Genomic DNA, 26,688 nt, shown 5'->3' with positions numbered 1-26,688 from the left:
GGCTACAACCGCGCCGCCTCGATCATGGAGCGCATGGAGAACGAGGGCATCGTCGGCCCCGCAAACCACGCCGGAAAACGCGAAATCCTGGTGGAGACTTCGCGTGCGCGCGAGGACGAGGATTAGCCCCGCAGCGGCGAAGGCAGGGCATGACCGGCCATTTCCGCCATGTTCCGACCTTGTTCGCGCGAAAGCGGTCCTGAAAATGCCATGAGCAATGTGCAACCTTGCCAGCGACTGCGGCGTTGAGCCCTTGCCGGCAGCCGGCGCCGCCACGATATCCTTATCAAGCAGTCAAACGGAACCGTACCGTCTCATGAAGCCCTCGCTCCCCATGCCAGCTCTCGCAGCCGCCGCCCTGGCGCTCGCGCTGGCGTCGGGGCCTGTCATGTCGCAGCCGCTCGACATCAAGCCAGCAGCCCAGCCGCCGGCGCCGAAGACGAGCCAGCGGGCCATCCCCCTGCCGCCCGCCCGGCCGCCCGGCCTTGGAATGCCGCGGGTCGACGCCGCCGCAGCGCCTGGGCCGGCCGCAGTCGTCGCCGCAACCAACGAGCCGCGCCCGACGCCCGCCGCCAAGCCCTCGCGGCCATCCGCCCCGCTGTCGAAGCCGGAAGCAGTCGAGCGCCTGAACGCCTATTTCAACGGCTTCGCCACCCTGCAGGGCGACTTCATCCAGTTCGCCGCCGATGGCCGCCGCTTCGAGGGCAAGATCTATGTCCAGCGCCCCGGCAAGATGCGCTTCGAATACCGTCCGCCGGTGACGATGGAAGTGATCGCTGACGGCACCTCGGTCGCGATCCGCGACAAGAAGCTGGCGACGCAGGATCTCTATTCGATCGGCCAGACGCCGCTGAAATTCCTGCTCAAGGAGCATATGGACCTGGCGCGGGATTCGACCGTGACCGGCGTCAGCACCAAGGGCGACATCCTCTCGGTCAAGATCGAGGACCGCTCGACGCTCGGCGGCACCTCGAAGATCACCCTGAACTTCGACCTGACCGCCAACGAGCTCAGGCAATGGGTGGTGATCGACCCGCAGGGCTACGAGACCTCGGTCTCGCTCTACAATCTCGACACCCAGCGCCGGCCCGATCAGAAGAATTTCGTGATCAATTACGAGCGCGTGCTCTGAGCCACATCTGACGCCGTTCCGGCCGCAACCCTCGGGCCCGGCCGGCAGGTCGCGCCGGAATGACGCTGCGGCTACCATGGCGCTTGCATTTCCGCGCGCGGCGACCCAGTTTCCGGCTCCCCGCCGTCCGGATCCTGCGCGTGAAGCTCGACGTCACCACCTGGAACATCAATTCGGTGCGCCTGCGCATCGGCATGGTCACCGAATTTCTCGGGAAGCACAGTCCCGATATCCTCTGCCTGCAGGAGACCAAGACGCCGGACGAGCAGTTCCCGGCCAAGGCCTTCGCCGAAGCCGGCTATGTCCACCAGGCCTTCATCGGCAACAAGGGCTATAACGGCGTCGCCATCGTCTCGAAGCTGCCCTTCTCCGAGACGGAAGCAATGGCGATGTGCGAGCGCAACGACGCCCGCCATATGAGCGTCGTGCTCGACAAGGGCGCCGGAGCGGCCGCCGGCATCGCCATCCATAACTTCTACATCCCGGCCGGGGGCGACATCGCCGATCCCGAGGCCAACCCAAAATTCGCACACAAGCTGCAGTTCCTCGACGCGCTCGGCGCCTGGGGCGTGGCCAGGAACCCGTCGGGACGGCCGAGCATCCTGGTCGGCGACCTCAACATCGCCCCCTACGAGCACGATGTCTGGAGTCACAAGCAGCTCCTCGACGTCGTCAGCCATACCCCGATCGAGACGCAGACCCTGGAAAAGCTGCGCAGCGAGCTCGGCTGGACCGACGCCGCCCGCACCCTGAAACCAGAACCGGAAAAGCTCTACAGCTGGTGGAGCTATCGCGCCGCCGACTGGCAAGCCTCGAATCGCGGCCGCCGGCTCGACCATATCTGGCTCTCGGACGGGCTGAAGCCGACCCTGCGCGATCTCGAATTCCTGCGCGAGGCACGCGGCTGGGAGCGCCCTTCCGACCACGTCCCGGTCACGGCGACGCTGGAGCTCTGACGCGCCCGCGACCCGCGAGGACGCAGCCGCTCAACGCCAGTCGATCGCCCGGAGCGACATGCCGACCGAGGCGAGTTCGCCGGTGAACTCCGTCAGCCGCTCCTCGATCGCATGCGCGAGGGCAGCCGCCGAATCCGGCGATTCGGCGAGCACCCGCCGCATCACGCTGCGCGACAGCTTCATCACCTGCGTCGGCTCGCGCGCGATCGCCGTCGCCGGCCGCTCCAGCGCCGCGAACAGAGCGAGCTCGCCGATCAGCGCACCCGGCCCGGCAATCTCCTCCGCCGGGCGCCCGTCATCCTCGCGGCTGAGCGCGACCGCGCCGGAGACGACGAGAAAAGCGCCGTCCGAGCCCTCGCCACGACGGAACAGCACGTCGCCGGCGCGCAAGCTGCGGCTTTCCGCCGCGAAGGCGACGAGGCGCAGCGCGTCGCGATCCATCAGGCTCAGCAGCGGTTGCCGGGCCAGGAATGCGATGTCGTCGTTGAGGGCCATGATCTCAGGGGTTCAGCCGATAGCCACCGGCATCGGTCACGAGGAGGCGGGCATTGGCGGGGTCGGGCTCGATCTTCTGCCGAAGCCGGTAGATATGCGTCTCCAGCGTATGGGTCGTGACCTGCGAATTATAGCCCCAGACCTCCTGCAGCAGCACCTCGCGCGCGATCGGCTTGCGCCCGGCACGGTAGAGAAAGCGCAGGATCGCCGTTTCCTTCTCGGTCAGCTTGGTCTTCGAGCCCTTGGCGTTGACCAGGAGCTTCGAGCCCGGATGGAAAGTGTAGGGCCCGACCTGAAAGACCGCGTCCTCGCTGGCTTCGTATTGCCGCAGATGGGCCCGGATCCGGGCGAGCAGGACGGCGAACTTGAACGGCTTGACGACGTAATCATTGGCGCCTGCCTCGAGCCCGAGCACGGTGTCGGCGTCCGAGCCCTGGCCGGTTAGCATGATCACCGGGCTCTTGAAGCCGTTCTTGCGCATCAGCTTGACCGCCTCGCGCCCGTCCATGTCGGGCAGGCCGACATCCATCACGACGAGGTCGACACGCTCGGCCTGGACCATCCTGACGCTGCCGGTCGCCGTTTCGGTCGAAGAAACCCGGAACTCGTCATAGAGCGCCAGCTGCTCGGCGAGCGCGTCGCGCAGACTCTGGTCGTCGTCGACGAGCAGGATATGATGCGTGGCTGACATGAGACCGATTCAGCTCGATTGCGTTCGTGCCGACACTAGAGCATGGCAGGAAAAAGTGGGAACCGGTTTTTCACGCAGGCCATTCGCCAAGCCTATGCCGGCGATCACGTTTTTCTAATTTGTCCCGCTTGGCGCAGTCGCGGCGTGGCGCCGGCGCGCGCAAGAGCCGATCGCAAGCGAACTTTCGCGTTCACCCGCCGCTAACCCTCCGACGCGAATCTTGCAGCAATCGGCCCAACAAAGGCGCCGGCAAGCCGTCCAGGACAAGGATCGCCGTGAACAAAGCTGAAAACCGTGCCGGCGCGAGCCGGTTGACGCAGATCATCGTGGTGCGCTCGGTGCGCGATCCGCGCAAGGGTTTCCTGAAGGCCGGCGCAGCGGTCTTTCCCTGCGCGCTCGGCCGCTCCGGCATCAAAGTCGACAAGCGCGAAGGCGATGGCGGCACCCCCAGGGCGAAACTGCCGCTGCGCCGCCTGTTCTTCCGCGGCGACCGGCTGCCGCGCCCCGCGAGCCTTCTGCCGGCGCGCCGGATCGGCCCGCGCGACGCCTGGTGCGACGACATGGCCGACCGGCGCTACAACCGGTTGATCGACCGCCCGCCGGGCGAGGCCGAGGAGCGGCTCGCCCGCACCGACCATCTCTACGACATCATCGTCGAGCTCGGCTGGAACGACGCACCTGTCAGGCGCGGTCGCGGCAGCGCGATCTTCTGGCACCTGGCCAGACCCGGCTTCACGCCGACCGCCGGCTGCGTCGCGGTCGAGGGCCATGTCTTCGCCAAGGTCCTGCCAAGACTGGCCCGAGCCTGCACGCTGGTCGTCCGCTAGCAGCCACGCGGCTCGGCCTTCCACGAGGCTTGCAAAGCCCGCCACCCCGTCGATACTGGCTGGGAGCACCGTCTCGACGAACAGATTCGCGGCAGCGTCCCGACTTGGCACCGCCCAGGCAGGCACGCTGAGCCGCGCAGCGAGACCTTGCCATGAGCGATTCTTCTCCTCGCCCGATCGGCTTCGGCCGCGTCGCCGCCATGTTCCCCGTCCGGGACATGGCGCGCGCCCACGCCTTCTACGCCGGCGTGCTCGGCTTCACGAAAACCTTCGAGAACGGCCAGCCGGTCGGCTTCATGATCCTGAAGAAGGACGGCGCCGAGATCCATCTGACCCTGCAGAAGGACCATAAGGCCGCGCCTTTCAACATCGCCCACATGATGGTCGCGGACGTCAACGCCTTTCATGAGCTCTGCCGCTCGCATGGGCTGCGCATCGTCAAGGGCCTGCGCGACAAGGATTACGGCCTGCGTGCCTTCGTCTTCGAGGATCCCGACGGCAACCGCATCGATGTCGGCCAGCCGATCTAGAGCATAGATGACCGTGGAACGCATTCGAGCGCGGTCGTTCACGAGCCGCAAACCATCGCCGGCGACGGTCGGCATTCGTTAACCGACGATTCGCCCAGACGATCGATCCTCTTCGGCGCTATTGCCGGAGAGGATCATGCCAAAGCGCCTGTCACTGATCGGGCTGGCCGATCGCCTGACGCTGCGCCAGCAGACCGCCGCCATGGCCGGCCTACTCTGCATCGTCGTCGTCGCCGTCTCGGCAGCCGGGGCCGCCTGGCTCGCCCGCCGGGATGCGGTGCGCGAGGCCAATCTCGAACTCGTCGCGCTCGCCCGCACGATGTCGGACCGGCTCGACCAGAACATGTTCGAGCGCTACCGCGAGATCAAGAATCTGGCCGAGATGGAGCCGCTGCGCGGTCTCTGGCAGGACAATCCGGCGCGGGTCCGGGCGGTCCTGATGCAATTGCAGGCGGGCCTCAGCGACTATGCCTGGCTCGGCCTCGCAGAGCCAAGCGGCAATGTCCGCGCCGCGACCCGCGGCATGCTCGAAGGCGTCTCTGTTGCCCAACGCCCCTGGTTCATCAGCGGTCTCGCTGGGCCAGCTGTAGAGGACGTCCACGACGCCAAGCTGCTCGATTCGCTGTTGCGCAAGAGCCCGGACGAGGCGCCCTTTCGCTTCGTCGACGTTGCCATGCCGGTCTTCGACCCGACCGGCGCCAAGGTCGGCGTCCTCGGCGCTCATCTAAGCTGGAACTGGGCCGGCACCCTGCGCGACAACGTCCTGCGCAACCACGATCCCGCCCTCGCTTCCGAACTCTGGGTGCTCGGCCGCGACGGCACCGTGCTGCTCGGTCCGAAAGGCGCCAAGCGTTTCGAGAGCACAGAAATCGCTGGAGCCCGCCACGGCGTCTCCTTCGTCGACCGGTCCGGCAATCAGCCGATGCTGACGGCACTCTCTGCGACCAAGGGGCTGGACGATTATCCGGGCCTCGGCTGGGTCGTCGCCGCCCGGCGCCCGGTCGATGTCGCGCTTGCGCCGGCCAATCGCCTCACCGCCATAATCGCCTTGCTCGGCCTGGCAGTCGCGGCCATCGGTGCCGCGCTTGCCTGGTTCCTCGCTGGCACCGTCACCAGGCCGCTAAGAACCCTCTGCCGATCGGTGGACCTGATCGGCCGCGATCCGAGCGCCGCCGGGATCAGGCGCCAGCACGGCTCGCGCGACATCCTCCAGCTCTCGGCCGCGCTGCGATCGCTGCTGCGCCGCCTGGGAACCGCCGAGAAGGGCGCGCGCGACGCCGCTACGATCATTCGCGACGTCAAGGCCAAGGCCGACAAGCAGGCGCTCGAAGCCGAGGAGAAGACCCGCCGCCTCGGCTCCGACCTGCACACACTGCAGATCCTCGCCGACACCGACCCGTTGACCGGGCTGCTCAACCGTCGCGCCTTCCTGCCCTTCGCCGAAGACGCGATGAACTATTACAAGCGCTACCGCCGCAATCTCGGCGTGCTGATGTTCGACATCGACCACTTCAAGCGGATCAACGACACATTCGGCCATGCCGCGGGCGACGAGGTCATCCGCGCCGTCTCCAAGATCATCGCCGGCCAGATCCGGACGACCGACAAGGTGGCGCGCTTTGGCGGAGAGGAGTTCGTCGTGCTGCTGCGCGAGACCGATGCGCAGGGCGCCGAGAATCTTGCCAACCGCATCCGCGAAGCAATCGGCGCGACCGTGGTGACGCAGGGTCTCGCCCAGATCGAGCTCACCATCAGCGTCGGCGCCGCCATCGTCTGCGAGCAGGATCGCGATATCGAGGATGTGATCGAGCGTGCCGACAAGGCGCTCTATGCGGCTAAAGCCTTCGGCCGCAACCGCGTCGTGCTGGCGGAAGCCGAACGAGCGCCGGCCCCGGCCGACTCCTGAGCAGGTCGGCCATACCCGGCACTACCGGAAATAGACCAGCGATATCAGCGGCTTGTCAGGTAGTTCCGTAGTCGCGCGCGCCGAAGATCGCACTGCCGACGCGCACATGCGTCGCTCCGAGCTGGATGGCCGCCTCATAGTCGGCGCTCATCCCCATCGACAGGATCGGCAGGCCATTGCGCTTGGCGATCTTGGCGAGCAGCGCGAAATGCGGCGAGGGCGGCTCGTCGGCCGGCGGGATGCACATCAGCCCCTCGATCTCCAGCCCGTAGGTCACCCGGCAGCTCGTCAGGAAGGCGTCCACATCGGCCGGCAGCACGCCGCCCTTCTGCGGCTCGGCCCCGGTGTTGACCTGGACGATCAGCCGCGGCGCGCGGCCGCTGCGGGCGATCTCGCGCGACAATTCCTTGGCGAGGCTCTCGCGGTCCAGCGAGTGGATCGTATCGAACAGCGCCACCGCCTCCTTCGCCTTGTTGGACTGCAGCGGCCCGATCATGTGCAACCTTGCCTGCGGGAAGCGCTCGCGCAGCTCCGGCCATTTCGCCTTGGCTTCCTGCACATAGTTCTCGCCGAAATCGATCTGCCCGGCTTCGAGAACCGGCAAGATCGCGTCCACCGGCTTGGTCTTGGAGACGGCGATCAGCGTCACATCCTCGGGCTTGCGGCCGAAATCATCCGCGGCTCGCGCGATCGCGGCTTTGGTCTCCTGCAATCCCGTCAGTGCATCCTGCATTGTCTCGCCCCTTGCCCGCATCGCAGCCAAACCGTTCCAAACATTGACCCGGCGCGTCCGATGGTGTCCTAGTCCGGGCGAGTCCGATCACGCAAGAACGACACGATCAGCATGGCCGCCGAACGCTACAATCCGAAGGAAGCCGAGCCGAAATGGCGCAAGGTCTGGGATGAGCGCAAGCTCTTCGAGACCCGCAACGACGATACGCGCCCGGCCTATTACGTCCTCGAGATGTTTCCCTATCCCTCGGGACGCATTCATATGGGCCATGTCCGGAACTACGCGATGGGCGACGTTGTCGCACGCTACAAGCGCGCCAAGGGTTTCGCCGTGCTCCATCCGATGGGATGGGACGCCTTCGGCCTGCCGGCGGAGAACGCCGCCAAGGCCAACAAGGTGCATCCGCGCGAATGGACCTATGCCAATATCGCGACGATGCGCACCCAGCTGCAGTCGATGGGCCTGTCGCTCGACTGGAGCCGCGAGCTCGCCACCTGCGACCCCGGCTATTACCGCCACCAGCAGAAGCTCTTCCTCGATTTCCTGAAGTCCGGGCTGGTCGACCGCAAGACCGCCAAGGTCAACTGGGACCCGGTCGACGAGACCGTGCTCGCCAATGAGCAGGTCATCGACGGCCGCGGCTGGCGCTCGGGTGCCGTCGTCGAGCAGCGCGAGCTGACGCAGTGGTTCTTCAAGATCACCAACTATGCCCAGGAGCTCAATGACGCGCTCGACGGGCTGGAGCGCTGGCCGGACAAGGTCCGCCTGATGCAGAAGAACTGGATCGGCCGCTCCGAAGGGCTGCTGATTCGTTTCGCGCTCGAATCGAACGGGCTCGGCCAGGACGAGCTGGAAATCTACACGACCCGGCCGGACACGCTGTTCGGCGCGAAGTTCATGGCGGTTGCGGCGGACCATCCGCTCGCCAAGGCGGCAGCGCGCGACAACCCCGAGCTGCAGGCCTTCATAACCGAGTGCAAGCGCACCGGCACCGCCCAGGAGGCGATCGACAAGGCCGGCAAGCTCGGCTTCGACACCGGCCTGCGCGCCGTCCATCCCTTTGATTCCACTTGGACTTTGCCGATCTATGTGGCGAACTTCATCCTGATGGAATACGGCACCGGCGCGATCTTCGGCTGCCCGGCGCATGACCAGCGCGACCTCGACTTCGTCAACAAATACGACCTCGGCAATACCCCGGTGGTCTGCCCGGAGGGCGTCGATCCCGCGAGCTTCGTGATCACCGACACCGCCTATACCGACGATGGCCGGATGATCAATTCGCGCTTCCTCGACGGTATGACCATTCCGGAGGCGAAAGAGGATGTCGCGCGGCGCCTCGAGGCGGAAACCCGCGGCAACCGTCCGGTCGGCCAGCGCAAGGTCAATTTCCGCCTGCGCGACTGGGGCATCTCGCGCCAGCGCTACTGGGGCTGCCCGATCCCGATCATCCACTGTGCCGATTGCGGCACGGTGCCGGTGCCGGAGGAGCAGCTGCCGGTGAAGTTGCCGGACGACATCTCCTTCGACAAGCCGGGCAACCCGCTCGACCATCATCCGAGCTGGAAGCATGTCGCCTGCCCGCAATGCGGCAAGCCGGCGCGCCGCGAAACCGATACGATGGACACCTTCGTCGATTCGTCCTGGTATTTCGCGCGCTTCACCAATCCCTGGCTCGAAACCAGCCCGACCGAGCGCAGCGCGGTCGACCGCTTCCTGCCGATCAACCAGTATATCGGCGGGGTCGAGCACGCGATCCTGCACCTGCTCTATTCGCGCTTCTTCACCCGCGCCATGAAGGCGACCGGCCATGCCGGCGTCGACGAGCCTTTCGACGGCATGTTCACCCAGGGCATGGTCGTGCACGAGACCTATCGGGCGCAGGACGGCGCCTGGGTAGAGCCGGGCGATGTCCGCATCGAGAGCAATGGCAGCGAGCGGCGCGGCTTCCATGTCGACACCGGCGCCCCGATCGAGATCGGCTCGATCGAGAAGATGTCGAAGTCGAAGAAGAACGTCGTCGATCCCGACGACATCATCGCCTCCTACGGCGCCGATACCGCTCGCTGGTTCATGCTCTCCGATTCCCCTCCGGATCGCGACGTGATCTGGAGCGACGAAGGCGTCCAGGGTGCCGCCCGCTTCGTCCAGCGCCTCTGGCGTCTGGTCAGCGAGATCGCCGCGCGCACCGGCAACCAGGTCAGCCGCCCTGCCGGCTTCGGCGATGCCGCCACCTTGCTGCGCAAGGCGAGCCACCGGGCCCTGCATGCGGTCGGCGCCGATATCGAGCGGCTCGCCTTCAACCGTTGTGTCGCGCAGGTCTATTCGCTGACCAACGCCATCGCCAAGACGGCCGATGCCGCGGCGGAAAGCGCCGAGCTTCCGGCCGATATCGGCTTCGCCCTGCATGAATCCGCCATGATCGCGACGCAGCTTGTCGCCCCGATGATGCCGCATCTCGCCGAGGAATGCTGGCAGGCGCTGGGCTTGCCGGGCCTCGCCGGCGAAGCAGCCTGGCCGGAAGCGGAAACGGATTTGTTACGCGATGACAGCATCATCCTTCCCGTGCAGATCAACGGCAAGAAGCGGGCGGAGCTGACCGTGGCGGCCGACGCCGATCCGCAGGCGGTCGAAGCGGCTGCACGCGGCTCCGAGGCCGTTGTCAGGGCGCTGGAAGGCCGGACGATCCGCAAGATCATCGTGGTTCCCGGGAGAATCGTGAATGTCGTCGTCTGAAGCCGGATCCACCCGCCGTCGCGGCCGGCCACTCGCACTGGCCGCCGCTCTCACCCTGGCGGCACTCGCCGGCGGTTGTTTCCGGCCACTCTATGCCGACGGTACGGTGAGCAAGGTCGGCGACAATGTCCGCAATGCCATGCTCAGCATCGAGGTGCCCGAGATCAAGGGCCTGGTCGGCCACTATCTGCGCAACGAACTCGTCTTCGAGCTCGATGGCGGCGGCGCGCCCGATCTGCAGAAGAAGTTCCGCCTCGTCGCCACCACCAGCGAGACGCTCGAGGTCATCACCGTCGACTACGCCAATGGCCGCGCCGATTCGGCGATTCTGGTCGCGACGGCCGACTGGCAATTGCTCCGCAACGGTTCCAACGAGGTCATCGCCTCCGGGCAGAGCGTGGTGCGCGCACCCTATGAACGCTCGACCCAACGTTTCGCCAGCCTGCGGGCCGCGCGCGACGCCCAGATCCGGGCAGCCAAGAATCTGGCCCAGCTGATCCGCGCCCGTATCGCCGCCGACCTGACCGCCTGAAGGCGGCCCGGCCGCCATGGCGACGATCAAGGCCCATGAAGCCGACCGGACGCTGGCGCGGCCGGATCCGGCTTGGCGGCTCTTCCTGTTCTACGGTCCCGATGCCGGGCTCGTCTCGGAGCGCGCGGCCGCGCTGGCGCGGACCAGCGTCGACGATCCGCAGGATGCCTTCCAGCTGGTGCGGATGAGCGGCGACGACATCGCCGGAGATCCGCTCAAACTGGTCGACGAGGCCAACACGATCGGCCTGTTCGGCGGCCGACGCGCCATCCGCGTTTCCGTGACCTCCAAGCCTCTGCTGGCCGCGGTCGAGCCGTTGCTGGCGACGCCCTCGAAGGATGCGGTGGTCATCGTCGAGGCCGGCGACCTGCAGCGTTCCAACCCGCTGCGAACCGCTTGCGAGAAAGCCCGGAGCGCCCTCGCCGTGCCCTGTTATGGCGATGCGGCGCGCGATCTCGGTGGCATCGTCGACGAGATGGTGCGTGGCGCCGGCAAGACCATCGATCGGGCGACGCGCGAGGCGCTGGTCGGGTTGCTCGGCGGCGATCGCCAGACCTCGCGGCAGGAGATCGACAAGCTGATCCTCTATGCCGGCCAGGACGCCGGCATAAGCCTCGCCCATGTCGAGGCCGTGGTCGGCGATACCGCGCAGCGGGAACAGGCGAGCGTTGTCGATGCCGTCTTCGCCGGCCGCTTTGCCGGGCTCGATCTGGCGCTCGCCAAGCTGACCGGCGAGGGGCTCGACATGGGCGTGCTGCTCGGAGCGGTGCTGCGCCATGCGCTCGCCCTGATGAAGGCGCGCTTCGCGCTCGACAGCGGCCGCAGCGCCCGCGACGCGGTCGCGGCCATGCGGCTGCCTTATCCCCGCCTGGCACAGGCCGAGGCGGCCCTCGGCGCCTGGAACGCCCTCAAGCTGAAGGATGCCGTCGCTGTTCTCGGCGCCGCGATGGTCGCGGTGCGTCGCGATGGCGAGATGAGCCGCCCCGTGGCCATGCGGGCGCTCTGGACGCTGACGCGCATGGCGTCCTCCGGACGCGGCTAGAGCATCGGACCGAAAAGCGGATCCCACCCTTTGGAAAGATCCTCTGCATAATCAAGAAGATAGCACATTTTACCAGGCAAGCCGGAGCCCGCTTCGCTGGAAAAATGCTCTGATCAGGCCTTCAGCCGCCGACACAGGGCATCGAGCTGCTCCAGCGTCTTGTAGGAGATCTTCATCTCGCCGCCGCCATTGGCGCGGTGCTTGATCGCGACGCTCAGGCCCAGCGCCTCTTCCAGCGCCTTCTCGACGGCTCGGGTATCCGGGTCCTTCTCCGGCCTTGGCGCTGCAGCAGCATGCGGGACGCTCTTGGTCTCACCGCGCGCTTCCTCCTGACCGAGCCGCTCGATATCGCGCACCGTCAGTCCCTGTTCGACGATCCGCTTGGCGACCTGTTCCGGGTCCGAAACAGAGAGCAAGGCGCGGGCATGACCGGCCGAAACTGCGCCTTCGCTGACCATTTGCCGCACCGGCTCCGGCAGCTTGCTAAGGCGCAGCGTATTGGCGACATGGCTGCGGCTCTTGCCGATCACCTTGGCGAGATCGTTCTGGGTATAGTCGAATTCGGCGATCAGGCGCTCATAGCCCGCCGCCTCCTCGATCGCGTTGAGATCGGCGCGCTGCACATTCTCGACGATCGCGATCTCCAGTGCCTCACGGTCATTGGCCTCGACCTGGATGACCGGAACCTCGTGAAGCCCAGCGCGCTGGGCCGCCCGCCAGCGCCGTTCGCCGGCGATAATCTCGTAAGCGTCGAGCATGCCCGGGAAGGCCCGCACGATGATCGGCTGCAGGATGCCGCGCTCCCGCACCGATGCGGTAAGGTCGTCGAGCTCGGCATCGTCGAAGAGGCGACGCGGATTGCGTGCGCTCGGCCGCAGGAACTCGACCGGGACCTTGCGCTGGCCCCGCGCCCGCTCCATCGCGCCGATCTCGTCTCCGACATCGCCGATAAGCGCGGCGAGACCACGGCCAAGACGCGAGCGTCCCTGTTCCTCAGCCATCGTCAACCTCTTGAACTTTCTACGTCTTTTCGGGTTCAGGCGGCGGCGCGCAGACTGCGCTCGCGCCTGATGACTTCGGAGGCCAGCCTGAGATAAGCCTGCGAACCGGCGCAGCGCAGATCATAGAGAAGCGCGGGCTTGCCATAGGACGGCGCCTCGGACACCCGCACATTGCGCGGGATCACCGTCTCGTAGACCTTGTCGCCGAGGAAGTCGCGGACATCGGCCATGACCTGGCCGGAGAGATTATTGCGCGGGTCGTACATGGTCAGCACCACGCCCTGGATGATCAGGCGCGGATTGAGGCCGGCACGGACCTGCTCGACCGTTTTCAGAAGCTGGCTGAGGCCTTCCAGGGCGAAGAACTCGCATTGCAGCGGCACCAGCACGGCATCCGACGCCGTCATCGCGTTGATCGTGATCAGGCTGAGCGAGGGCGGGCAGTCGATCAGGATATAGGTCAGGTCATTGCAGCGCTGGTCGTGCTCGAGCTCGTCGACCGCCTTCTTCAGGCGCTGCACCCGATCCTTCTCGCTGGCGATCTCCAGCTCGACGCCGAGCAGGTCGAGCGTCGAGGGCGCAATGAACAGATTGGGAACGGCCGTCGCCTGCATTGCGGCGCCGAGGCCGATATCGCCACACAGCACGTCATAGGTCGAGGCGCGCCGGCTCTTGCGATCGACGCCGAGCCCGGTCGAGGCGTTGCCCTGCGGGTCGAGATCGATGATCAGCACCTTCTCGCCGATTGCTGCCAGCGCGGTGCCGAGATTGATTGCCGTCGTGGTCTTGCCGACGCCGCCCTTCTGATTGGCGAGGGCCAGGACACGAGGCCGGCCGGAGCTTGGCCGAGGGCCTAGGTCGTTCATGGGTCGGTCCGCTTCTGAGCGTTGCGGATCACCAGGATACGCGCCGCCGAATCCGTAACGGAAGGAAACGTTGATGCCTGAATCTTCCAATATTTAGAAGCCTCGGTCAATTCGGCATCTAGATGTTGTCCCTTCGGAAAGACCCCGATCACACCGGTTCTCAACAGATCTTTGCACCAGTCGAGCAGGAGCGGCAAAGATGCCAGCGCCCGCGCCGTCACCACATCGACCTTGCCGAGAAATCGCGGCATCGCATCCTCGATCCGGGCCGCATGAACCGTCACCGCTGCGCCGGTGAGCCTGGCCGCATGGCGCAGAAAGGCGCATTTGCGCGCGTTGCTCTCGACCAGATCGATATGTCCGCCGACTTCCGCCAGTCGGATTCCGAGGACCAGACCGGGAAAGCCGCCGCCGGAACCGAGATCGAGCCAGCGCCGGGCCTCGGGCGCATGGTCGAAGAGCTGCAGCGAATCGGCGATGTGCCGGGTCCAGACCTCGTCGAGCGTCGCAGTCGAAACCAGATTCTTGGCACGCTGCCAGCGCTCGAGCTCGGCGACGAGGATGGCGAGGCGCTCCTCTGTTTCACGTGAAACAGGAGTCAAGCTCAAACCGCGCTGACGGTCCGAGTTATCAACTGTACGCACAGTCATGATACCGCTGCGGTGACGGTTGCGGATTTTCTTCGCCGCGCATGCGCCGCCAGCAAGGTCAGTGCTGCCGGCGTCATGCCTTCGATCCGGCCGGCCTGCGCCAGATTGGCGGGCTGCGCGGCTTCGAGCTTCGCACGCAACTCATTGGAAAGTCCGGAGATCCCAGCGAGGTCGAGATCCTGCGGCAGGCTCAGCGCCTGGTCGCGCTGATAGGAATCGATCTCCGCCGACTGCCGGTCGAGATAGACGGCATAGGTCGCGTCGGCGCTGACGCGCATCGTCACATCCTCCGGATAGCCTGCGAGATCGGGCCAGGCCCTGGCCAAGGCGCCAAATTCGATCCCCGGATAGGAGAGGATCTCGAAAAGGCTGCGCTTGACCCCGTCCCGGTTGACCTGCAAGCCGGCTGCCGTTGCCTCGGACGGCGTCAGCACACGCTGCTTCAGCTGCCCTGTCAGCCCCGCGATCTGCTCCTGGCGCATCTCGAACTTGGCGCGCCGCGTCGCACCGACCAGACCGAGCGCGATCCCGAGCCCGGTCAGGCGTTCATCGGCATTGTCGACCCGCAGCGAGAGCCGGAATTCGGCGCGCGAGGTGAACATCCGATACGGCTCCGTAACGCCGCGCGTCACCAGATCGTCGATCATCACGCCGATATAGGACTGGGACCGGTCGAGCACGATCGGTTCGCTGCCGCCGGCACGCCGGGCAGCGTTGAGACCCGCCACCAGGCCCTGGCCGGCAGCCTCCTCGTAACCTGTCGTGCCGTTGATCTGACCAGCGAGGAAAAGCCCGCGAATCGCGCGCGTCTCGAGACTGGCCGTCAGGGCCCGCGGATCGACGAAATCATACTCGATCGCATAGCCCGGCCGCAGCATCCTGGTGCGCTCGAGCCCCGGAATCGTCTTCAGCAGTCCGAGCTGGACGTCCTCGGGCAGCGAGGTCGAGATCCCGTTCGGATAGACCGTCGGATCGTCCAATCCCTCCGGCTCGAGGAAGACCTGATGGCCGTCGCGATCGCCGAACCGGCCGACCTTATCCTCAATCGACGGGCAATAGCGCGGGCCGCGGCCTTCGATCTGCCCGGAGAACATCGGCGCACGATGCAGATTGGCGCGGATCAGCTCATGGGTCGCGAGCGTCGTGCGGGTGATGCCGCAGGCGATCTGCGGCGTGGTGATCGCCGCCGTCAGCGCCGAGAACGGCTCCGGCGGGTCATCGCCGGCCTGCATGTCCAGCGCCGCCCAGTCGATCGTGCGGCCATCGAGCCGCGGCGGCGTCCCGGTCTTCAGGCGGCCGAGCGGGAAGCCGTAGCGCTCCAGGGTAAGCGAAAGCCCGACCGAAGGCGCCTCGTCGACCCGCCCCGCCGCGATCTTCTTCTCGCCGATATGGACAAGGCCGCGCAGGAAGGTGCCGGTCGTCAGCACGACCGTTCCACAACCGAATCGACGTCCATCGGCGAGCACCACCCCGCGAACCTGACCGTCCGCGACATCGAGATCGAAGGCTTCGCCCTCGATCAGATCGAGTCCGGAACAACCGGAGAGCGCCGCCTGCACCGCCTCGCGATAGAGCTTCCGGTCGGCCTGGGCCCGCGGCCCGCGCACCGCCGGGCCCTTGCGCCGGTTGAGCATGCGGAACTGGATGCCACCCTGGTCGGTACAGCGTGCCATGATCCCGTCGAGCGCGTCGATCTCGCGGACGAGATGGCCTTTGCCGAGCCCGCCGATCGCCGGATTGCAGGACATCACCCCGATGGTGGCGAGCTTGTGGGTGAGCAGGGCCGTGCGCGCGCCGAGCCGAGCGGCCGCGGCGGCGGCTTCCGCCCCGGCATGGCCACCGCCGACGACGATCACGTCGTAATGCGTCGTTCCGATGCTGTCAGACATGCTTCTTCGCTAGCCAAGCCGATCGGCGCGGTCAATGAAAACACCGGTGATCGCGGCCTCGCCATCTGAAATCGCGCATGGCGCGCGATCTATTTGCCGATGCAGAAGCCGGAGAACAGGCTGTCCAGCACGTCCTCGACATCGATCCGGCCGACCAGCCGCTCCAGGGCTCTTGCCGCCAGCCGCAATTCCTCGGCGATCAGTTCGGGTGGGCCATGATCGAGCGCCTCGGCGCGGAGGATCGCGGCAACCGCTTCACCGACGGCGATCCGCTGCCGTTCGCGCGTCAGCAGTGCCGGTTCCGGGCTGGCCATCGCACGCAAGCGCGCGCCGATCAGGGCGGTCAGTTCGCCCAGCCCGGCACCGCTCTGCGCGGAGACGCCGACCTCGCCCGGAACCTGCCGCCCCGGCAGGTCGATCTTGGTGGCGATCGCCAGGCTCGATGCGCCCGCGGGCAATGATACCGGGTCCGAATCGATTGCCCGAAGGTTCAGGGTGAGATCGGCATCGGCAACGCGCTGCAGCGCCCGCCGCACGCCCTCCGCTTCGATCTCGTCGGCGCTCTCACGCAGGCCCGCCGTATCGACCAGCAGGACGGGAATGCCGTCGAGATCGAGCCGGACCTCGATCGCATCGCGGGTCGTGCCGGCGATCGGCGAGACGATGGCGACGTCGCGGCGCGCCAGCGCATTGAGCAGGCTCGACTTCCCGGCATTGGGCGGCCCGGCCAGCACGACGACGAAGCCCTCGCGCACCCGCTCGCCAGCCCTGAAGCTGCCCAGCGCGGATTGAAGGCTCGGTAGTACCGTCCGCGCGATGCCGACCGCCTCCTCGATCAGCGGCCCCGAAACATCGCCCTCATCGGCAAAATCGATCTCCGCCTCGAGCAGCATCATCGCCTTGATCAGCGCTGCACGCCATTCGGCCGCGGCGATGCCGAGCGCGCCTTCCATCTGGCGTAGTGCCTGACGACGCTGCCATTCCGTCTCCGAATCGATCAGGTCGGCCAGGCCCTCGACAGCGGCGAGATCGAGCTTTCCGGCCTCGAAGGCACGCCTTGTGAATTCGCCGGGCTCCGCGAGCCGCAGACCGGGCAGGGCGGCGAGAGTCTTCAGCAGCCGCGACAGCACTGCCCGCGAGCCGTGCACCTGGAACTCCGCGACATCCTCGCCCGTGAAGCTCGCCGGGCCCGGAAAATACAGCGCCAGGCCCTGGTCGATCACCTCTCCATCGCAATCTCGCATGGCCGAAAGCCTGGCGAGCCGCGGCTTCGGCACCGTTCCCAGAATCGTTTCGAGAACGAATCGGACCTGGGTGCCGGAGACCCGCACCACGGCGACGCCGGCCCGGCCAGCGGCAGAGGACAGCGCCACGATCGTCGGATAGGCTGCTCCAGTCATACCGTGCTCCTCCGCCGGCCTATCCCATAAGCCTGGCCGGCTCCGTCTCGGAAGCCCGCCCATGAACCGCCTCAAGCAAGCCGCCAGCCCCTATCTGCTGCAGCATCGCGACAATCCCGTCGACTGGTGGGAATGGAGCGAGGAAGCCTTTGCCGAGGCGAGGATGAGCCGGCGTCCGGTCCTGCTCTCGATCGGCTATGCCGCCTGTCACTGGTGCCACGTCATGGCGCATGAAAGCTTTGAGGACCCCGCGACAGCCGCGGTGATGAACGAGCTCTTCGTGAACATCAAGGTCGATCGCGAGGAACGGCCTGATATCGACCATGTCTACATGAACGCGCTGCACAGTCTCGGCGAGCAGGGCGGCTGGCCGCTGACCATGTTCCTCGATTCCGACGGTGCGCCGTTCTGGGGCGGCACCTATTTCCCACCCACGGCGCGCTATGGCAGGCCGAGCTTCGTCTCCGTGCTGCGCCAGCTCGCCGGCATCCACCGCGAGGATCCCGAACGCATCCGCCGCAATGCCGAGGCGATCCGGCATGCCCTGCAGCAGAGCGAGGCCGACAGGTTCGAGGACGCCGTGCCGGAGCCCGATCTCGACGGCATCGCCCGCGGCATTGCCAGGCGCTTCGACCGCGATCATGGCGGGCTCGCCGGCGCCCCGAAATTCCCCAATCCCGGCCTGATCGAATTGCTCTGGCGCCATGCACAGCGCAGCGCCGATCATGATTCCAGGCAGGCGGTGAGCCGGACGCTCGAGCGGATGGCGCGCGGCGGCATCCATGACCATCTCGGCGGCGGCTTTGCCCGCTATGCGGTCGACGAGCGCTGGCTCGTGCCGCATTTCGAGAAGATGCTCTACGACAATGCCCAGCTGCTGCCGCTCTACGCGCTCGAGGCGGCGCGGACGAACGATCCGCTGATGCTGGAGGCCGCGGAGGGCATCGTCGCCTGGCTGGAGCGCGACATGCTTCTGCCGGAAGGCGCCTTCGCCGCCAGCCTCGACGCCGATTCGGAAGGCGAGGAGGGCAGGTTCTATGTCTGGACGGCAACGGAGCTCGCACGGCTGCTCGAGGCGGACGACGCGGCCCTGTTCGCGCAGCACTATGACGTGACCGCCGAAGGCAATTGGGAAGGCCACGCCATCCTGAACCGGCTCGATACGCCCGATCCGTCGCCGGACATCGCGGCGGTTCTCACCGAGCTGCGCGCCAGCCTGCTCACCGCCCGCAGCAAGCGTGTCCCGCCTGGTCGCGATGACAAGATCCTGGCCGACTGGAACGGGCTGATGATTTCGGGCCTCGTCCGTGCAGCCGGACTCCTCGGACGAAAAGACTGGATTCCGCTCGCCGTCGACGCCTTTCGTTTCGTTGCCGAATCCATGGCGGGTGGTGATGGCCTCGCCCATTCGTACCGGGGCGGTCGGCTGATCGCGCCGGGCTTCGCGCTTGACCATGCCGCGATGGCCGATGCCGCTCTGGCGCTGCATGACTCAACGGGAGATCAGCACTACCTCGCTCTCGCCAGACGCTGGAGCTTGCATCTGGAGCGGTACTACCGCGAGCCGGGGTCGCGGTTCTTGCGCATGACTCGGGCTGACTCTGCGGAACTCCCGGTCATACCGAAGCCGACTCACGACGATGCCGTGCCCAATGCCAATGGCCTGCACGCCGCCAATCTGTTGCGCATCGCCGCGCAGACCGGCCTGCCCACGGATCGCGAGCAGGCCGACCGGTTTCTCGCGGCCATACTCGCCGCGGCCGCCCGCGCCCCGATGGCTCATGGCTCGGCGCTGAACGCCTATGACCTCGCGCGCAATGGCGTCGAGATCGTGCTCGCCGGGCCGGATCGCGAAGCCTTCCGCGAGGCGGCCCTGGCACTACCGCATCTGACGAGCATCCTCGTCGACTGCCCCGATCCCGCCGGCCTGCCGGCCGATCATCCCGCCCACGCCTATGCCAGGCAGGCAGGCTCTGGTGCCGCCTTCATCTGCCGGCATGGAAGCTGCCTGCCGCCCGTCACGGAGCCGAATCGATTGGCCGGGGCGGTCGCAGGCACGCACTGATCTTCGACGGGACCTCGCTGACGAAAAAGGCCCCGGCTTGAAGCCGGGGCCTCTGCATTTCACTGCGGCGATGATCGCCGATCAGGTGTTCATCGAGTCGAAGAACTCGGAATTCTGCTTGGTCTGGCGTAGCTTGTCGATCAGGAACTCGATCGCGTCCTGCGGGCCCATCGGGTTGAGGATGCGGCGCAGCACATAGGTCTTCTGCAGGTCCGAGCGCGGCGTGATGAGCTCTTCCTTGCGGGTGCCCGATTTGAGGATGTCGATCGCAGGGAAGATGCGCTTGTCCGCCACCTTGCGGTCGAGCACGATTTCCGAATTACCGGTGCCCTTGAACTCCTCGAAGATGACTTCGTCCATGCGGCTGCCGGTATCGATCAGCGCGGTCGCGACGATGGTCAGCGAGCCGCCTTCCTCGATATTGCGGGCCGCGCCGAAGAAGCGCTTCGGGCGCTGCAGCGCATTGGCGTCGACACCGCCGGTCAGCACCTTGCCGGAGGACGGCACGACGGTGTTGTAGGCACGGCCGAGGCGCGTGATCGAATCGAGCAGGATGACGACGTCGCGGCCATGCTCGACCAGACGCTTGGCCTTCTCGATCACCATCTCGGCAACCTGGACGTGACGGGTCGCGGGCTCGTCGAAGGTCGAGGACACCACCTCGCCCTTCACCGAGCGCTGCATGTCGGTGACTTCCTCTGGCCGCTCATCGATCAGGAGGACGATCAGATAGCACTCGGGATGATTGGTGGTGATCGACTGTGCGATGTTCTGCAGCAGCACGGTCTTACCGGTGCGCGGCGGCGCCACGATCAAGGCGCGCTGGCCCTTGCCGATCGGCGCGACAATGTCGATGACGCGCGGCGAGAAATCCTTCTTGGTCGGATCCTGCACTTCGAGCTTGAGCCGCTCATCCGGATAGAGCGGCGTCAGATTGTCGAAATGGATCTTGTGCCGGATCTTCTCGGGGTCTTCGAAATTGATCGTGTTGACCTTGAGCAAGGCGAAATAGCGCTCGCCATCCTTGGGTCCCCGGATCGGGCCTTCGACCGTGTCACCGGTCCGCAGGCCGAATTTCCGAATCTGCGAGGGCGAGACATAGATGTCGTCCGGGCCGGGCAGGTAGTTCGAATCGGAAGAACGCAGGAAGCCGAAGCCATCCTGCAGCACCTCGACGACGCCTTCGCCGAGGATTTCGGTCTCCTTCGCCGCCAGCTGCTTCAGGATCGCGAACATGAGCTCCTGCTTGCGCATCGTGCTCGCATTCTCGACTTCCATGCCTTCGGCGAAGGCCAGCAATTCGGTCGGCGTTTTGACCTTGAGTTCGTGAAGCTTGATTTCCCGCATGGGGCACCTGGGTCTGGGTGTTAACGGCCCGGGCGGGGAGCCTCGGGCGGAGGCAGAGGAGGGGATCGACGGGATGGGGCGGATGGCCCACATGTCGGGATGTCGTGGTCGCCTGCGGGAGCAGTCGTGGCACGAGCCGTCGACGAGAGGAAGGACGCAAACAGGAAGCGCAACTTCTGATAGCTGCTTTCCCAGCGTCGCTCAAGCGGGAAACCGCAAATCCCGCCTCAGAACGGTTTGACGATCACCAGGATGACGATCACCGCCATGATCACCGCCGGCACCTCGTTGAGGATCCGGTAGAAGCGCGCCGACTTGTCGTTGCGGTCCTGCGCGAAGGCGCGGACCCGGCCGACCAGGTAGCCATGGATGCCGGACATCACCAGAGCGAGCAGGATCTTGCCGTGCAGCCAGCCGCCCTTGAAGGCGAAGCCGCTCCAGGCGAGGTAGAGGCCGAGGATCCAGGCCAGCGTCATCGACGGGTTGATGATGCCCTTCAGCAACCGCCTTTCCATGATCTTGAAGGTCTCTGACTGGATCGAGCCGATCTGCGCCTCGGCATGGTAGACCATCAGGCGCGGCAGATAGAGCATGCCCGCCATCCAGGCGATGATCGCGATCACATGGAAGGCTTTGATCCACTCATAGCTCACGGCGGCCAACCCTTACGAACGAACCAGCTTCACCAGCTGCTCGACATGAGCGACCGGGGTCTGCGGCTGGATGCCATGGCCGAGATTGAAGATAAAGGGCCGCTCCGACATCGCCTCGCGGATCGCCGCAACATCATGCCGCAGCGCCTCGCCACCGGCGATCAGCGCCAGCGGGTCGAGATTGCCCTGCAGCGTCACCTCCGGATTGAGCGTCGCCGCGGCCCAGCGCGGATCGACGCCCCAGTCGAGCCCGATCCCGTCGGCGCCGCTCGATTGCGCCAGTCCTTCCAGCCGCGGTCCGGCTCCGCGCGCGAACAGGATCACCTTGGCCTGCGGATGCTTCGCCTTCACGCCGGCGACAATCCGGCGCAGCGGCGTGAAGGAGAGCTTCTCGATCAGCCCCGGCGGCAGGGCGCTGGCGAAGCTCTCGAAGACCTGCACGACCTGGGCGCCGGCATCGATCTGGCGGTTGAGATAGACGATCGAGGCCTCGATGAGCCGCTCGATCAGCCGATCGAGGAAAACCGGGTCGCTATAGGCGACGAGCCTTGCCGGCGCCTGGTCGGGCGTACCCTTGCCGGCGAGCATATAGCTCGCCACGGTCCAGGGCGCGCCGCAGAAGCCGATCAGCGCGGTCTCGGCTGGCAAGGCCGCCCGGACGCGCTCGACCGTCTCGAACACCGGCGCGAGCCGCTCCAGATCGAGCTGCTCGTCAAGCTTCGCAAGATCACCGGCGTCGGCGAGCGCCTCCAGCTTCGGCCCCTCGCCTTCGGCGAACCAGACCTTCTGGCCGAGCGCATGCGGCACGACGAGGATGTCCGAGAACAGGATCGCCGCGTCGAAGCCGAAGCGCCGGATCGGCTGCAAGGTGACTTCGGTCGCGAAGGCCGGATTGTAGCAGAGCTCGAGGAAACCGCCGGCCTTGCTCCTGACCTCGCGATATTCCGGCAGATAGCGTCCGGCCTGGCGCATCAGCCAGAGCGGCGGAATCGTCGTCTTTTCGCCAGAGAGTGCGCGCAGGAAAAGGCAGTTGGTCATCGTGCTCGCTTACCCTGGGCTGGCGGTCCACCGACCGGCCTTAAGAGAATCTTTAAATTTAGAGAGTCTTCTGTTTTGACTCTTGGGGCCCCGGACATAGCCCGGCACAATCCCATCCACAACCGATCCACAGCCTGTCCGGGCTCGAGGTCGGAGCTGCGAAGCTGAGTGGCCAACCGTTAAGAGCTTCTTAACGAATTGGAATTCGCGATGGCGTGCGCCGCGATGCCGCGCCTCGCAATGATTCACGTGAAACATTCGGTTCCTGTCCACATGGCCTCACCTGTTGAGGGCGCAAGGTGGTTATCCCGGGGTCGTCCGGATGGGTGGGGGAAAGCCCGACTTGTCCCCAGCCTTCCCCAGGGCTGATTCGCTTGCCTTCGCCGTCTGCAGGCGATTCCAATTGCCGGCCTCGCGCGCTAGACCAGACGCTTCAAGGGGCCTGACAAGGCTGGGAGCAGTCGTGCCGCGCAATTATTTTCACCTGCACCTGGTCTCCGATGCGACCGGCGAAACCCTGATCGCGGTCAGCCGCGCCGCCGCCGCACAATACGAGGCGGTATCGGCGATCGAGCATGTCTACCCGCTGGTGCGCTCCGAAAATCAGCTCTCTCGCGTGCTCGCCGAGATCGAATCCTCGCCCGGCGTCGTGCTCTATACCCTGGTCGAGCCTGAATGGGCGGAGCGGCTCGAGAGCTTCTGCCAGGAGATCGGCTGCCCCTGTCTCTCGGTGCTGCAACCGGTCCTCTCGCTGTTCCAGTCCTATCTAGGCCAGGCTTCGGCGACACGACCGGGCGCGCAGCACGTCCTCAACGCCGAGTATTTCCGCCGCATCGACGCGATGAACTACACGCTGATGCATGATGACGGGCAGCTCGGCGGCGATCTCGAAAGCGCCGACGTCATCCTGGTCGGGATCAGCCGGACTTCGAAGACGCCGACCAGCATCTATCTCGCCAATCGCGGCATCAAGACCGCCAATATCCCGCTGGTACCGCATGTGCCGCTGCCGGCCGAGATCGAGAGGCTGAAGCGCCCCCTGATCGTCGGCCTCGTTGCCAGCGCCGAGCGCATCATCCAGATCAGGCAGAACCGGCTGCTCTCGATGCGGGCCGATGACGAGACGCCCTATGTCGATCCCGATGCCGTCGCCGACGAGATCGTCCAGTCGCGCCGGCTCTGTGCCCGCAAGGGCTGGCCGGTGATCGACGTCACCCGGCGCTCGATCGAGGAGACGGCCGCGGCGATCCTCGATCTGCTGCGCGACCACCGCATGAAGTTCATCGCGACGTGAAACCGCCGGCTTCCTTCTGGCTCGGCGACCGGGAGCTGATCCTCGCCTCCGGCAGCGCGACGCGGCGCAGCATGCTGGAGAATGCCGGTCTGGCGATCGAGGCGATTCGCCCCGGTATCGACGAGCGTGCGGTCGAGGCGGATTTCCTGGCAGCGGGCGGCGAGGTCTCGGGCGTCGCCGCTGCGCTCGCTGCCGCCAAGGCGCTCACCGTTTCCAGGCAAGCGCCCGGCCGCTGGGTCCTCGGTGCCGACCAGACCTTGACCTGCGAGGGCACCGCCTTCCACAAGCCCGAGGATGAGAACGCGGCCTTGCTCCAGATCGCGGCACTGTCTGGCAAGCGCCATGAACTGAGCTCGGCCTTCGCGCTCGCTCGCGACGGTGCGGTGATTCGCGGCGGCGTCCGCCGGGTCGGCATGGAGATGCGCCCGCTCGATGCCGCCTTCATCGAGAGCTATGTCGCGCAGGCAGGTCCCGCAGCTACGGCGAGCGTCGGCGGCTATCAGATCGAAGGCCTGGGCGCGCAGCTGTTCAGCGCCATCGACGGCGACTATTTCACCATTCTCGGCCTGCCCCTGCTCGACTTGCTCGCGGTTCTGCGCGAGTTCGAGCTTCTTGCCTGAACCAACGGCTCCGCCCCATGACACGCTGCTTCATTATCGGCCATCCCGTCGCCCATTCGCGCTCGCCGATCATCCATGGCCATTGGCTGGCCGAGCATGGCCTCGATGGCAGCTATGAACGGGTCGACGTGCCGCCGGACGCGGTCGCCGCCTTCCTCGACCGCATCCGTTCGGGGGAGTTCGCCGGCGGCAATGTCACCGTGCCGAACAAGGAGGCGGTGCTGCCGCTGCTCGACCATGTCAGCGAAACCGCGCGGCGCATGGGCGCCGTCAATACGATCTGGATGGAGGACGGCAAGCTCCATGGCGACAATACCGACGCCTTCGGCTTCCTCGCCCATCTCGACGACCGCGTCCCCGGCTGGGACGCACGCACTGCCAGCGCGCTGATCCTGGGGGCGGGCGGTGCGGCGCGAGCCGTGGTTCACGGTCTCGTCTCGCGCGGCGTCGGCCGGATCATTCTCGTCAATCGCAGCATGGCGCGGGCCGAGGATCTCGCGGCCGAGTTCGGAGCGGGTGTCGAAGCACGCGGGCGCTCGGAGGCGGCGGCCCTGGTCGCGACGAGCGATCTGATCGTCAACACGACGTCGCTCGGCATGCAGGGCCAGCCGCCGCTCGATCTCGACCTTACGGGCCTGCGGCCCGGAACCATCGTCGACGACATCGTCTATGTCCCGCTCGAGACAGCCCTGCTCGCGGAGGCACGGGCTCGTGGTGGCCTTCCGGTCGACGGACTCGGCATGCTGCTGCATCAGGCGATCCCGGGCTTCGAGCGCTGGTTCGGCGTACGTCCAGAGGTGACGCCGGCACTGCGGGCCCGACTCGAAGCCGATATTCCGCTGAGATAGGAGGCCACGATGACCTTTCTGCTCGGGCTGACCGGTTCGATCGGCATGGGCAAGTCGACGACCGCGGAGATGTTCCGCGCCGAGGGCGTGCCGGTCTACGATGCCGATCAGGCGGTCCATCGGCTCTATCGCGGTGCGGCCACATCCGAGATCGAGGCGGCTTTTCCCGGCGTCGTCGCCGATGGCAAGGTCGACCGGACGAAGCTCTCGGCCGCGGTGCTCGGCCGGGCCGAGGCGCTGGCCAGGTTGGAGGCGATCGTCCATCCGCTCGTCCGGGCCGAGGAACAGGCCTTTCTGGCGCAATGCCGCAAGGATGGGGCGGACGTCGCCGTGCTCGACATTCCCCTGCTGTTCGAGACCGGCGGCGAGAACCGCTGCGACGCCGTGGTCGTCGTCACCGCTCCGGCCGAGGTCCAGCGAGCCCGCGTCCTCGCCCGGCCCGGCATCACCGAGGACAAGCTCGAGGCGATCCTCGTCCGGCAGATGCCGGATGCGGAGAAGCGTCGGCGCGCCCACTTCCTTGTGGACACCTCCCGCGGCCTTCTGGCGGCGCGGCGGCAGGTCCATTCTATCCTCGTGGCGCTTGCCGGCCGCCCCGGCCGCGGCGAACGGAGAGGCTGAACGTGCGCGAAATCGTCCTCGATACCGAGACCACCGGCGTCGAAGCGCTGAAGGGCGACCGCATCGTCGAGATCGGCTGCGTCGAGCTCGTCAACCACTGCCCGACCGGCCGCAACTACCACGTCTACATCAATCCCGAGCGGGACATGCCGGACGGCGCCTTCCGGGTGCACGGGCTGTCCGAGGCCTTCCTCTCCGACAAGCCGGTCTTCGCCGCCATCGCCGGAGAGTTCGCCGCCTTCATCGCGGATGCCAAGCTGGTCATTCACAACGCCGCCTTCGACGTCGGCTTCATCAATATGGAGTTCGGTCGGCTCGGCATCCCGCCGATCGTTCCGGCACTCGTCGTCGACACGCTCGCCATGGCGCGGCGCAAGCACCCCGGCGCCAGCAACAGCCTGGACGCGCTCTGCTCGCGCTATGGCATCGACAACAGCCGCCGTACCAAGCACGGCGCGCTGCTCGACTCCGAGATCCTGGCCGAAGTCTATATCGAACTGATCGGCGGCAAGCAGACCAGCCTCGGTCTCGGCACCAGTATGGCCGGAGGCGCGGGTGCCGGCCTCGCCGCGGTCATCGAGCGGCCGGTCAGGCTGCGTCCCTTGGCGCCGCGGCTCTCGGATGAGGAGCGCGCGGCGCACGAGGCTTTCGTCGGCAAGTTCAAGGCCGCGCCACTCTGGCGGGGCTATCTCGGCCTGCCAGAGGAAGCGTGATCCTCCGCCGTCATTGCAAGCCGAGCGAAGCCGTCGAGAAGGTCAGGCTCCGCGGCCCGTGGATCGCTTCGGCGGCGAAGGCCGCCTCGCAATGACGATGGTC

The 26,688-nt window shown here is 66.5% G+C and carries 26 protein-coding genes; 15 read left to right on the top strand and 11 right to left on the bottom strand.

Features of this window, described 5'->3' with window-relative positions; translation table 11 throughout:
* The 3 genes from ACWGRX_RS25095 to xth all read left to right on the top strand — a co-directional run.
* Positions 1–126 (top strand): DNA translocase FtsK (locus ACWGRX_RS25095; RefSeq protein WP_452119770.1); only part of this gene is annotated, 126 nt, incomplete at its 5' end.
* Between the two features lie 208 nt (positions 127–334).
* Positions 335–1,132, top strand: coding sequence for an outer membrane lipoprotein carrier protein LolA (locus ACWGRX_RS25090; RefSeq protein WP_452119768.1), 798 nt, complete (start codon positions 335–337; stop codon positions 1,130–1,132).
* A 140-nt stretch (positions 1,133–1,272) separates the two neighbouring features.
* Positions 1,273–2,088 carry an exodeoxyribonuclease III gene (gene xth / locus ACWGRX_RS25085; RefSeq protein ID WP_452119767.1) on the top strand — a complete coding sequence of 272 codons (816 nt, stop codon included), beginning with the start codon at positions 1,273–1,275 and terminating at the stop codon, positions 2,086–2,088.
* A gap of 30 nt (positions 2,089–2,118) precedes the next feature.
* Here xth and ACWGRX_RS25080 read toward each other — a convergent pair whose 3' ends face one another.
* Entirely contained in the window at positions 2,119–2,583 is a 465-nt protein-coding gene (locus ACWGRX_RS25080; protein WP_291650330.1) for a cyclic nucleotide-binding domain-containing protein, read from the bottom strand.
* Between the two features lie 4 nt (positions 2,584–2,587).
* The gene (locus ACWGRX_RS25075) at positions 2,588–3,274 is read right to left on the bottom strand and encodes a response regulator transcription factor (RefSeq protein ID WP_291637456.1); all 687 of its coding nucleotides are present in this window, start codon (positions 3,272–3,274) and stop codon (positions 2,588–2,590) included.
* A 275-nt stretch (positions 3,275–3,549) separates the two neighbouring features.
* On the opposite strand from ACWGRX_RS25075, the gene ACWGRX_RS25070 reads away from it, so the two are divergent.
* From ACWGRX_RS25070 to ACWGRX_RS25060, 3 genes are all read left to right on the top strand, one after another.
* Positions 3,550–4,101, top strand: coding sequence for a L,D-transpeptidase family protein (locus tag ACWGRX_RS25070; protein WP_452119766.1), 552 nt, complete (start codon positions 3,550–3,552; stop codon positions 4,099–4,101).
* Positions 4,102–4,253: 152 nt separating this feature from the next.
* Entirely contained in the window at positions 4,254–4,631 is a 378-nt protein-coding gene (locus tag ACWGRX_RS25065) for a glyoxalase superfamily protein (RefSeq protein WP_452119765.1), read from the top strand.
* A 136-nt stretch (positions 4,632–4,767) separates the two neighbouring features.
* On the top strand, positions 4,768–6,537 hold the full coding sequence (locus ACWGRX_RS25060; protein ID WP_452119764.1) for a sensor domain-containing diguanylate cyclase: 1,770 nt from the start codon (positions 4,768–4,770) through the stop codon (positions 6,535–6,537).
* A gap of 55 nt (positions 6,538–6,592) precedes the next feature.
* Here ACWGRX_RS25060 and ACWGRX_RS25055 read toward each other — a convergent pair whose 3' ends face one another.
* Positions 6,593–7,270 carry a YggS family pyridoxal phosphate-dependent enzyme gene (locus tag ACWGRX_RS25055; RefSeq protein WP_452119763.1) on the bottom strand — a complete coding sequence of 226 codons (678 nt, stop codon included), beginning with the start codon at positions 7,268–7,270 and terminating at the stop codon, positions 6,593–6,595.
* Positions 7,271–7,381: 111 nt separating this feature from the next.
* Between ACWGRX_RS25055 and leuS the strand changes: the two genes are divergently transcribed.
* The 3 genes from leuS to holA are packed head-to-tail and all read left to right on the top strand — an operon-like array spanning position 7,382 to position 11,580.
* Positions 7,382–10,006, top strand: coding sequence for a leucine--tRNA ligase (gene leuS, locus ACWGRX_RS25050; RefSeq protein ID WP_452119762.1), 2,625 nt, complete (start codon positions 7,382–7,384; stop codon positions 10,004–10,006).
* On the top strand, positions 9,993–10,538 hold the full coding sequence (locus ACWGRX_RS25045) for an LPS assembly lipoprotein LptE (protein ID WP_291637467.1): 546 nt from the start codon (positions 9,993–9,995) through the stop codon (positions 10,536–10,538). The genes leuS and ACWGRX_RS25045 overlap by 14 nt, the downstream gene beginning before the upstream one ends.
* A gap of 16 nt (positions 10,539–10,554) precedes the next feature.
* Positions 10,555–11,580 (top strand): DNA polymerase III subunit delta, encoded by a 1,026-nt coding sequence (gene holA / locus ACWGRX_RS25040; protein WP_452119761.1) that lies wholly within the window; start codon positions 10,555–10,557, stop codon positions 11,578–11,580.
* Positions 11,581–11,693: 113 nt separating this feature from the next.
* On the opposite strand, the gene ACWGRX_RS25035 is transcribed toward holA, so the two are convergent.
* The 5 genes from ACWGRX_RS25035 to mnmE form a co-directional block, all read right to left on the bottom strand.
* A complete protein-coding gene (locus ACWGRX_RS25035; protein WP_452119760.1) occupies positions 11,694–12,581 on the bottom strand; it encodes a ParB/RepB/Spo0J family partition protein in 888 nt (295 codons plus the stop codon).
* 35 nt (positions 12,582–12,616) lie between these two features.
* Entirely contained in the window at positions 12,617–13,447 is an 831-nt protein-coding gene (locus ACWGRX_RS25030) for a ParA family protein (RefSeq protein WP_452119759.1), read from the bottom strand.
* Positions 13,444–14,097 carry a 16S rRNA (guanine(527)-N(7))-methyltransferase RsmG gene (gene rsmG / locus ACWGRX_RS25025; protein ID WP_452119758.1) on the bottom strand — a complete coding sequence of 218 codons (654 nt, stop codon included), beginning with the start codon at positions 14,095–14,097 and terminating at the stop codon, positions 13,444–13,446. The genes ACWGRX_RS25030 and rsmG overlap by 4 nt, the downstream gene beginning before the upstream one ends.
* Positions 14,094–15,986, bottom strand: a complete 1,893-nt coding sequence (gene mnmG, locus ACWGRX_RS25020) for a tRNA uridine-5-carboxymethylaminomethyl(34) synthesis enzyme MnmG (RefSeq protein WP_452119757.1) — start codon at positions 15,984–15,986, stop codon at positions 14,094–14,096. Before mnmG ends, rsmG begins: the two co-directional genes overlap by 4 nt.
* 89 nt (positions 15,987–16,075) lie before the next feature.
* On the bottom strand, positions 16,076–17,386 hold the full coding sequence (gene mnmE, locus ACWGRX_RS25015) for a tRNA uridine-5-carboxymethylaminomethyl(34) synthesis GTPase MnmE (RefSeq protein WP_452119756.1): 1,311 nt from the start codon (positions 17,384–17,386) through the stop codon (positions 16,076–16,078).
* 61 nt (positions 17,387–17,447) lie between these two features.
* Between mnmE and ACWGRX_RS25010 the strand changes: the two genes are divergently transcribed.
* Entirely contained in the window at positions 17,448–19,451 is a 2,004-nt protein-coding gene (locus ACWGRX_RS25010) for a thioredoxin domain-containing protein (protein WP_452119755.1), read from the top strand.
* An 81-nt stretch (positions 19,452–19,532) separates the two neighbouring features.
* On the opposite strand, the gene rho is transcribed toward ACWGRX_RS25010, so the two are convergent.
* From rho to hemE, 3 genes are all read right to left on the bottom strand, one after another.
* Entirely contained in the window at positions 19,533–20,798 is a 1,266-nt protein-coding gene (rho, locus tag ACWGRX_RS25005; RefSeq protein ID WP_291637484.1) for a transcription termination factor Rho, read from the bottom strand.
* A gap of 227 nt (positions 20,799–21,025) precedes the next feature.
* A complete protein-coding gene (hemJ, locus tag ACWGRX_RS25000; protein WP_291637486.1) occupies positions 21,026–21,451 on the bottom strand; it encodes a protoporphyrinogen oxidase HemJ in 426 nt (141 codons plus the stop codon).
* A 12-nt stretch (positions 21,452–21,463) separates the two neighbouring features.
* Positions 21,464–22,489 carry a uroporphyrinogen decarboxylase gene (gene hemE / locus ACWGRX_RS24995; RefSeq protein ID WP_452119754.1) on the bottom strand — a complete coding sequence of 342 codons (1,026 nt, stop codon included), beginning with the start codon at positions 22,487–22,489 and terminating at the stop codon, positions 21,464–21,466.
* 463 nt (positions 22,490–22,952) lie between these two features.
* Between hemE and ACWGRX_RS24990 the strand changes: the two genes are divergently transcribed.
* From ACWGRX_RS24990 to dnaQ, 5 genes are read left to right on the top strand one after another with little or no spacing between them, the layout of a single operon-like run.
* A complete protein-coding gene (locus ACWGRX_RS24990; RefSeq protein WP_291637491.1) occupies positions 22,953–23,783 on the top strand; it encodes a pyruvate, water dikinase regulatory protein in 831 nt (276 codons plus the stop codon).
* The gene (locus ACWGRX_RS24985; protein WP_452119753.1) at positions 23,780–24,403 is read left to right on the top strand and encodes a Maf family protein; all 624 of its coding nucleotides are present in this window, start codon (positions 23,780–23,782) and stop codon (positions 24,401–24,403) included. The genes ACWGRX_RS24990 and ACWGRX_RS24985 overlap by 4 nt, the downstream gene beginning before the upstream one ends.
* 17 nt (positions 24,404–24,420) lie before the next feature.
* A complete protein-coding gene (locus ACWGRX_RS24980) occupies positions 24,421–25,251 on the top strand; it encodes a shikimate dehydrogenase (protein ID WP_452119752.1) in 831 nt (276 codons plus the stop codon).
* A gap of 9 nt (positions 25,252–25,260) precedes the next feature.
* Entirely contained in the window at positions 25,261–25,872 is a 612-nt protein-coding gene (gene coaE, locus ACWGRX_RS24975; protein WP_452119751.1) for a dephospho-CoA kinase, read from the top strand.
* Between the two features lie 2 nt (positions 25,873–25,874).
* Positions 25,875–26,585 (top strand): DNA polymerase III subunit epsilon, encoded by a 711-nt coding sequence (gene dnaQ / locus ACWGRX_RS24970; protein ID WP_452119750.1) that lies wholly within the window; start codon positions 25,875–25,877, stop codon positions 26,583–26,585.
* Positions 26,586–26,688 lie beyond the last annotated feature (103 nt).

It is taken from the genome of Allobosea sp. NPDC055594, assembly GCF_053618995.1.
Note: the sequence above shows the minus strand (reverse complement) of the source record. Positions and strands in the feature narration are given on the sequence as shown.